General features: G+C 37.0%; 7 protein-coding genes and 1 pseudogene. 4 read left to right on the forward strand and 4 right to left on the reverse strand.

Going from position 1 to position 7,544, the window contains the following annotated elements; genetic code table 11:
• Positions 1-84: 84 nt before the first annotated feature.
• A pseudogene (locus tag A9G37_RS01085) lies at positions 85-339 on the reverse strand (transposase); the annotation flags it as partial.
• A gap of 98 nt (positions 340-437) precedes the next feature.
• Between A9G37_RS01085 and A9G37_RS01090 the strand changes: the two are divergent.
• The 4 genes from A9G37_RS01090 (at position 438) to lysS (ending at position 4,873) form a co-directional block, all read left to right on the forward strand.
• The gene (locus A9G37_RS01090; protein WP_065574364.1) at positions 438-1,289 is read left to right on the forward strand and encodes a VanW family protein; all 852 of its coding nucleotides are present in this window, start codon (positions 438-440) and stop codon (positions 1,287-1,289) included.
• Between the two features lie 121 nt (positions 1,290-1,410).
• Positions 1,411-2,037, forward strand: a complete 627-nt coding sequence (locus A9G37_RS01095) for a Fe-Mn family superoxide dismutase (protein ID WP_065574365.1) — start codon at positions 1,411-1,413, stop codon at positions 2,035-2,037.
• Between the two features lie 189 nt (positions 2,038-2,226).
• A protein-coding gene (prfB, locus tag A9G37_RS01100) for a peptide chain release factor 2 (protein ID WP_141670992.1) occupies positions 2,227-3,325 on the forward strand; the annotation gives its coding sequence in 2 pieces (ribosomal slippage) (positions 2,227-2,301 and positions 2,303-3,325; 1,098 coding nt in all).
• Between the two features lie 30 nt (positions 3,326-3,355).
• A complete protein-coding gene (lysS, locus tag A9G37_RS01105; protein ID WP_065574367.1) occupies positions 3,356-4,873 on the forward strand; it encodes a lysine--tRNA ligase in 1,518 nt (505 codons plus the stop codon).
• A 317-nt stretch (positions 4,874-5,190) separates the two neighbouring features.
• On the opposite strand, the gene A9G37_RS01110 is transcribed toward lysS, so the two are convergent.
• The 3 genes from A9G37_RS01110 to A9G37_RS01120 form a co-directional block, all read right to left on the reverse strand.
• Positions 5,191-6,450 (reverse strand): uracil-xanthine permease family protein, encoded by a 1,260-nt coding sequence (locus A9G37_RS01110; RefSeq protein ID WP_442903131.1) that lies wholly within the window; start codon positions 6,448-6,450, stop codon positions 5,191-5,193.
• A gap of 102 nt (positions 6,451-6,552) precedes the next feature.
• Positions 6,553-7,179: a uracil phosphoribosyltransferase gene (gene upp, locus A9G37_RS01115; protein ID WP_065574369.1), complete on the reverse strand. Its 627-nt coding sequence runs from the start codon at positions 7,177-7,179 to the stop codon at positions 6,553-6,555.
• Between the two features lie 125 nt (positions 7,180-7,304).
• Positions 7,305-7,544: IS30 family transposase (locus tag A9G37_RS01120; protein WP_141670993.1), on the reverse strand; the 240-nt coding region annotated here is incomplete at its 5' end.

Below are 7,544 nucleotides of genomic sequence, written 5' to 3' on the forward strand. Positions count from 1 at the left end.
TAGCGCAGCTCATAGCTATAGTAACAGAATGATTTTGTTGTAGTTGCTGTGCCCACGTTTTACGGGCCTTTGTGGGCACTAAAGCTTTTTTATGATTTCTTCCTGAAGCTGTGATTTTAAGCTCAGTTCGGCAAACATCTGCTTAAGTTTGCGGTTTTCAGCCTCCAGCTCTTTTAAGCGTTTGATATCCGAAGTTTCCATTCCGCCGTATTTTTCCCGCCATTTATAAAAAGTTGAATTACCCATGCCATATTTACGGCAGAGTTCCTTGACAGGAATACCTGCTTCAGCTTCTTTTAAAATAGCGACGATTTGATGTTCAGTCATTTTTTTCATCATTAAATCCCCTTTTACTTTTATCATAGAGAATTTTCTACTTTTTTGCTGTACTATTTTAGGGGAGAGTTACAAACTGATTATATCTTGTCGATAAGGGAATGGAAAATATTCAGGATATTATTATCGATAAACCGATAAAACGCAGTAAATTAAGGCTAAAATTAGGCAAAGAATATTTTATCTTAAAACGAAAATTTGATTGGTGGCGACATCGTAACGCATATTGCACTGTCGACATAAATAATAATACATGTTGTTATTCACACAAAAAACATCAGTCTGTTTTATTAAGACAACTAAAAGATGTTGATATGTATTTACAATATAACAAAATCACTAATCTTAGATTAGCAATTGAAAAACTTAATGGTTCAATCATTAAGCCTAATCAACGTTTTTCGATCTGGCAAAAAGTAGGACGCCCATCCCAAAAACGGGGATTTTTAGAAGGGCTATCATTACATAATGGACAGATAGGCAAAGATATTGGTGGAGGATTATGTCAATTAGGTAATTTGATTTATTGGATTGTATTACACTCCGATCTTACAATCATAGAACGTTGGCGTCATAGTTTTGATGTTTTTCCCGATATTAATCGAACGATTCCTTTTGCTTGTGGCGCCACCTTATCTTATAACTATGTAGATTTACAGTTAATCAATAAAACCAATAGCACTTACCGGCTTAATCTTTGGCTTGATGATCAATATTTACATGGCGAATTACTTGCTGATACCCCCTTAAGTAATCATTATGAAATCCTAGAAACCGATCATCGTATTGAACAACAATGGTGGGGAGGTTATACCAGACATAATAAAATATGGCAACGTAAAACACATTTAATTGATAACCATGTTGAAGAAAAGCTCATCAGCGAAAACCACGCAATTATGATGTATACCCCATTTATAGCAAATAATGAAGACGAATTGAAAAAGCAATAGTCATTCTGATAACAGATAGTCACTAACTATCTAAGTGATAGTTTGAGAGCTATACTAATAGCCCGTATACTCATGAAATAAAGTAGTTAATAATACCTAATATATGAAAGGAGCAAATTTCATGGCTTATACTTTACCTCCATTACCTTATGCTTATGATGCATTAGAACCTTATATTGATTCTGAAACTATGCATCTGCATCACGATAAACATCATCAAACCTATGTGAACAATGCAAATGCCATTCTTGAAACTTTGCCAGCTGAATTAAAAGAACTTTGCCCTAACACTTTGTTAAAAAATTTAGATAAAGTACCTGCTGACAAAATTACGGGTATTAAAAATAACGTAGGTGGTCATGTTAATCACACTCTTTTCTGGGAACTATTAAAAGTTGGTACTGAACTAAAAGGCGACCTAAAAGCGGCCATCGAAAAAGATTTTGGTTCAGTTGATGCATTTAAAGAAAAATTTGCAGCAGCGGCAGCAACTCGATTTGGTTCAGGTTGGGCTTGGTTAGTATTACAAAATGGTAAACTTGAAGTTGTTTCTACAGCCAATCAAGATTCACCGATAATGGGCGAAAAATTTGCTGGTGTTTCTGGTACGCCGATTTTAACACTAGATGTTTGGGAACATGCTTATTATTTGAAATATCAAAATCGCCGTGTTGATTACATTGGTGCATTTTGGAATGTAGTTAACTGGGATAAAGTTGCTGAGCTATACGCTGAAGCAAAAAAATAACTTGATTGTACTCATATTCTTTTCACCTTAAAAAGTGGCGCCTAGTGCGCCATCTTTTCTTTTCGAGCAATGCTTTATTTACTGAGTCAAAGTCAAAAATAGTAATTGGCAATTGCTAAATTATGCCCAAATCCGCTACAATGGACGCTTGTTTAATAAATCATAAAACAGAGCAACTCCATTTAAATCATGTTTGAAATTAATCCAGTTAAATCAAAGATAGCAGAACTTACCGAACGCACAGCCGTGATTCGGGGGTATCTTTGACTATGATCTAAAAAAAGAACGGCTCGAAGAAGTCAATGCCGAGCTAGAGCAATCCGAAGTATGGGCCGATCCAGAAAAAGCACAAGCGTTAGGTAAAGAACGCGTTGCACTTGATGAAATAATCAATACTATTCATTCATTAACTCAAGGTCTTGACGATGTTGAAGGCTTGCTTGAACTTGCTATTGAAGCTGAAGATCAAGATACTTTCGATGAAGCTAATTTTGAACTTGAACAATTAGAGAAAAAACTGGCTGGACTTGAATTCCGACGAATGTTTTCTGGTAAATATGATAGTGCAGATTGTTATTTAGATATCCAATCAGGCTCAGGGGGAACTGAAGCACAAGATTGGGCAGAAATGTTACTTAGGATGTATTTACGCTGGGCTGAATCAAAAGGTTTTGCAACTGAAGTGATGGAAGTATCGGATGGTGATGTTGCTGGTATCAAATCGGCAACGATTAAAGTATTGGGTGATTATGCTTACGGTTGGTTACGCACAGAAACTGGAGTACACCGCCTAGTTCGCAAAAGTCCATTTGACTCAGGCAATCGACGCCATACCTCGTTTGCTTCTGTATTTGTTTATCCTGAAATTGATGATGATATTGATATCGACATTAACCCTGCCGATCTCCGTATCGATGTATACCGTGCGTCAGGTGCTGGTGGTCAACATGTAAATAAAACTGAGTCTGCTGTACGAATTACTCATATTCCTACGGGTATTGTTACTCAATGTCAAAATAACCGTTCACAACACAGCAATAAAGATCAAGCAATGAAACAGTTAAAAGCAAAACTGTATGAGCTTGAGATGCAAAAAAAGAATGCTGAAAAACAACAAATGGAAGAGACTAAATCTGACATTGGTTGGGGAAGCCAAATTCGCTCTTACGTACTTGATGATTCGCGTATCAAGGATTTGCGTACTGGCGTTGAAACTCGTAATACACAGGCCGTATTAGATGGCGATTTAGATCAATTTATTGAAGAAAGCTTAAAAGCAGGTTTATAAACCGCTTGGTTATAAATAAAAGGTAAAACTATGTCAACAGAGCAGCAAGATCAACAAAACCAAATTGAAGAGTTAAATAATGAACTAAAAGTACGTCGCGAAAAGCTCGCTCATCTTCGCGAACAAGGTATTGCTTTCCCTAATGATTTTCGCCGTGATGCGATTTCTAGTGATCTCCATAAACAATATGGCGATAAAACTAACGAAGAACTGATTGAAAAGAAAATTATTGTAACTGTGGCTGGCCGTATGATGATGCGTCGTATAATGGGTAAAGCCTCGTTTGTTTCTCTACAAGATGTTGCTGGACAAATCCAACTTTATGTTACTCGTGATGATCTCCCTGAAGGTTTTTATAACGAGCAATTTAAAAAATGGGATTTGGGAGATATTGTCGGCGCTAAAGGTTACCTATTTAAGACTAAAACTGGTGAGCTTTCTATCCACTGTGAAGAAATTCGTTTATTAACTAAAGCTCTTCGCCCATTACCTGATAAGTTTCATGGACTTTCAGATCAAGAAATGCGTTACCGTCAACGTTACTTGGATCTTATCACAAATCAAGAATCAAGAGAGACTTTTAAAGCGCGTTCCAAAGTTGTCAGTGAAATCCGCAACTTTATGATTGAAAACCACTTTATGGAAGTCGAAACGCCAATGATGCAGGTAATTCCGGGTGGTGCATCAGCTAAACCATTTATTACGCATCACAATGCGCTTGATTTAGATATGTATATGCGTATTGCGCCAGAACTTTATCTAAAACGATTAGTTGTAGGCGGCTTTGAGCGGGTATTTGAAATTAATCGCAACTTCCGAAATGAAGGCGTATCACCAAGACATAATCCAGAATTTACCATGATGGAAATGTACATGGCTTATGCTGATTACAAAGATCTGATCGTATTAACAGAAACATTATTCCGTCGTTTAGCTATTGCGGTAACAGGTGATGCTGTTGTGCAATATGGTGAACATACGTTTGATTTTGGTAAACCATTTATCAAAATGACCATGCGTGAAGCCATTTGCCATTACCGCCCTGAAACCAATAATGCAGACTTAGATGATTTTGATAAAGCTTGTGCTATTGCACAGTCAATTGGCATTAAAATTGAAAAAGGTTGGGGACTTGGTCGTGTTGTGACTGAAATTTTTGAAGAAGTGGCTGAATCGAACTTAATTCAACCAACTTTTATTACCGAATACCCAGCAGAAGTATCACCGCTTGCTCGCCGTAACGACGAAAACCCATTTGTAACAGACCGATTCGAGTTTTTTATTGGTGGTCGTGAAATTGGCAATGGATTCTCAGAACTTAACGATGCTGAAGATCAAGCTCAACGCTTTGCTGATCAAGTATCACAAAAAGATGCAGGTGATGATGAAGCAATGTTCTATGATGAAGATTATATTACAGCGCTGGAGCACGGCTTACCGCCAACAGCAGGACTTGGGATCGGTATTGACCGTACCGTGATGCTATTTACCAACAGCCATACAATTCGTGACGTAATTTTATTCCCAACCATGCGTCCAATCAAATAAAACGGTTTATCATTAAAAACACACTTATTTTTTGATAAGTGTGTTTTTATACTGAAACACATACTTACCTGAAACTTTTTGACAAAAAACAGCGATAAGCATATAAAAAGAAACAATCCATTCATTGATTATAAAACTGCATAATTCTATACATAGATTTTGTGCTTGCTATGAAGTGTGATAACCACCATATTGATTAAAAATGCAAAAATAGGTTTGCCACAAAAAAATAGAAAGGCTAAAAAGAGTGATAGGTTAATACAGTTATATTATGAATATCGTTGGTTATAAAAGTAACCAACGATATAACAGTTAATTTAGTGGCTATCAATCGATTTGACTTGATGTGGCAAGATAAGATTTAACACAATAGCTAAAATACCACACAAACTAATACCTTGCAGTGTATAAGAGCCAAAATCAAAGATCATCCCTCCAATACCAAAGACTAAAACTAATGAAACAATACACATATTGCGCGGTACAGATAGATCGACTTTATGTTTCACTAAGATATTAATGCCCACTGATGCAATAGAACCAAACAGTAACACCATAATCCCACCCATTACTACAGTTGGAATTGAACTTAAAAATGCACCAATTTTTCCGATAAAAGACATTAAAATTGCCCAAACAGCTGCCCATGTCATTACTCGAGTTTTAAAATTGCGAGTTAACGTTACTGCACCAATTACTTCTGCATAAGTAATACATGGTGGTCCACCAAAAAATCCTGCCATCGAAGTTGCTAGCCCATCACCGAGTAATGTACGCTGTAAACCGGGATCGCGTGTATAGTCTTTACCTGTTACCGAACCAATCGCCATAATATCACCAACATGTTCAATGGTTGGCGCAATGACAATTGGGATCATATACAAAATGGCTTGCCAGTGAAATTCAGGAAAAGTGAAATCGGGAACTTTAAACCATGGTGCGTCAATAATAGGCTGGAAATTGACAATACCAAACATGCAAGAGAGCGTATAACCAACTACAATACCTGAAATAATAGGTAATAATTTTAAAAAACCTTTTGCCCAAATAGCAACCACTAAAGTTGTTAATAATGATGCCATTGAAATAATAATCAATTGATAATTTTCGGCTTGCAGTCCACTATCTTTACCCATTGCCATACCTATAGTAACAGGTGCCAATGATAAACCAATAACCATAATAATTGGTCCAGTTACAACTGGTGGTAATATACGGTCAATAACATGGCTACCATTGATTTTTACTAAAAAAGCAAAAAACATAAAAACAAAACCCGCAGCCACTAAACCGCCTAAAGTGGCAGGAATGCCCCATTGAGCAACACCAAATGAAATAGGGGCAATAAAAGCAAATGATGACGCTAAAAATACAGGAACTTTACCTTTAGTTGTCAGTTGAAATAACAACGTACCTACTCCAGCAGTAAAAAGCGCTACATTCGGGTTTAACCCTGTTAACAGTGGAACTAACACCAATGCACCAAATGCGACAAATAACATTTGCGCTCCAGTAAAAATATCTTGCCAAGAATGCTTATGCAGTGATGTTATATTTTTTGTTTTATCGGTTGTGATATTGCTCACATCTCGCCTCTCTTACTTAACGAAGTGTATTGTATAACTTGCCTGATTAACAGGCATAAAAAAACCGGATCAACCGGTCTAAATTTTGAGATTTTATTTTGTGCCGAAGATTTTGTCTCCAGCATCCCCCAGTCCTGGTAATATGTAGCCTTTTTCGTTCAACCTCTCATCAATCGATGCAGTATAAAGCTCAACATCAGGGTGAGCTTGTTCAAGTACTTTAATACCTTCTGGTGCAGCAACTAAAACTAATACTTTAATATTTTTACAACCTGCTTTTTTAAGCAAATCGATTGTCGCCACCATTGACCCGCCTGTGGCTAACATTGGATCGACAACTAAAGCCATTCGATCTTCAATATCCGAGGTTAGTTTTTGGAAATAAGGAACAGGTTCTAACGTTTCTTCGTTACGGTAAAAACCGACAACACTAATACGGGCACTTGGTACATGCTCAAGCACACCATCCATCATACCTAAGCCTGCACGCAAAATAGGCACAACAGTAATTTTTTTACCTTTAATTTGCTCAACTTCAACCGGTCCACACCAACCATTTATGGTGACTTTTTCGGTAGGAAGATCAGCCGTTGCTTCATAGGTTAATAAACTGCCAACTTCACTGGCAAGATCACGAAAGTCTTTGGTGCTAATATCGTGCTCACGCATTAATCCAATTTTATGGCGTACAAGAGGGTGTTTTACTTCAACTATTTTCATGGAGGGCCTCAGTGTTATTTTCAATAATCTATTAGTCGGTATAAATAACCACTGAGCGGTAATTCTAACATAGTTATCACTTTATGAAAACCTGAAATCAATAGGTTTATCGATAATGTAAATACCTAGATTACACCATGAAGTGCAATTCTTCTTAGCTCCTTAGAATAAAAATCGGCAGGGCTTTTAAACTTATGCCGTTTTCTTGGGCGTGTGTTCAATAGATATTGTATTTTCTTTATCTGTTTGTCGTCAACTAATGAAATGGCCGCTGACTTAGGTATAAACTGACGTATTAAGCCATTGGTGTTTTCATTTGTGCCTCTTTGCCAGCTTTTATAAGGCTCCGCAAAGTACACGGTGGT

Origin of the sequence: Gilliamella sp. GillExp13 (assembly GCF_001690815.1) — a bacterium.
GTDB lineage: Bacteria > Pseudomonadota > Gammaproteobacteria > Enterobacterales > Orbaceae > Gilliamella > Gilliamella bombi.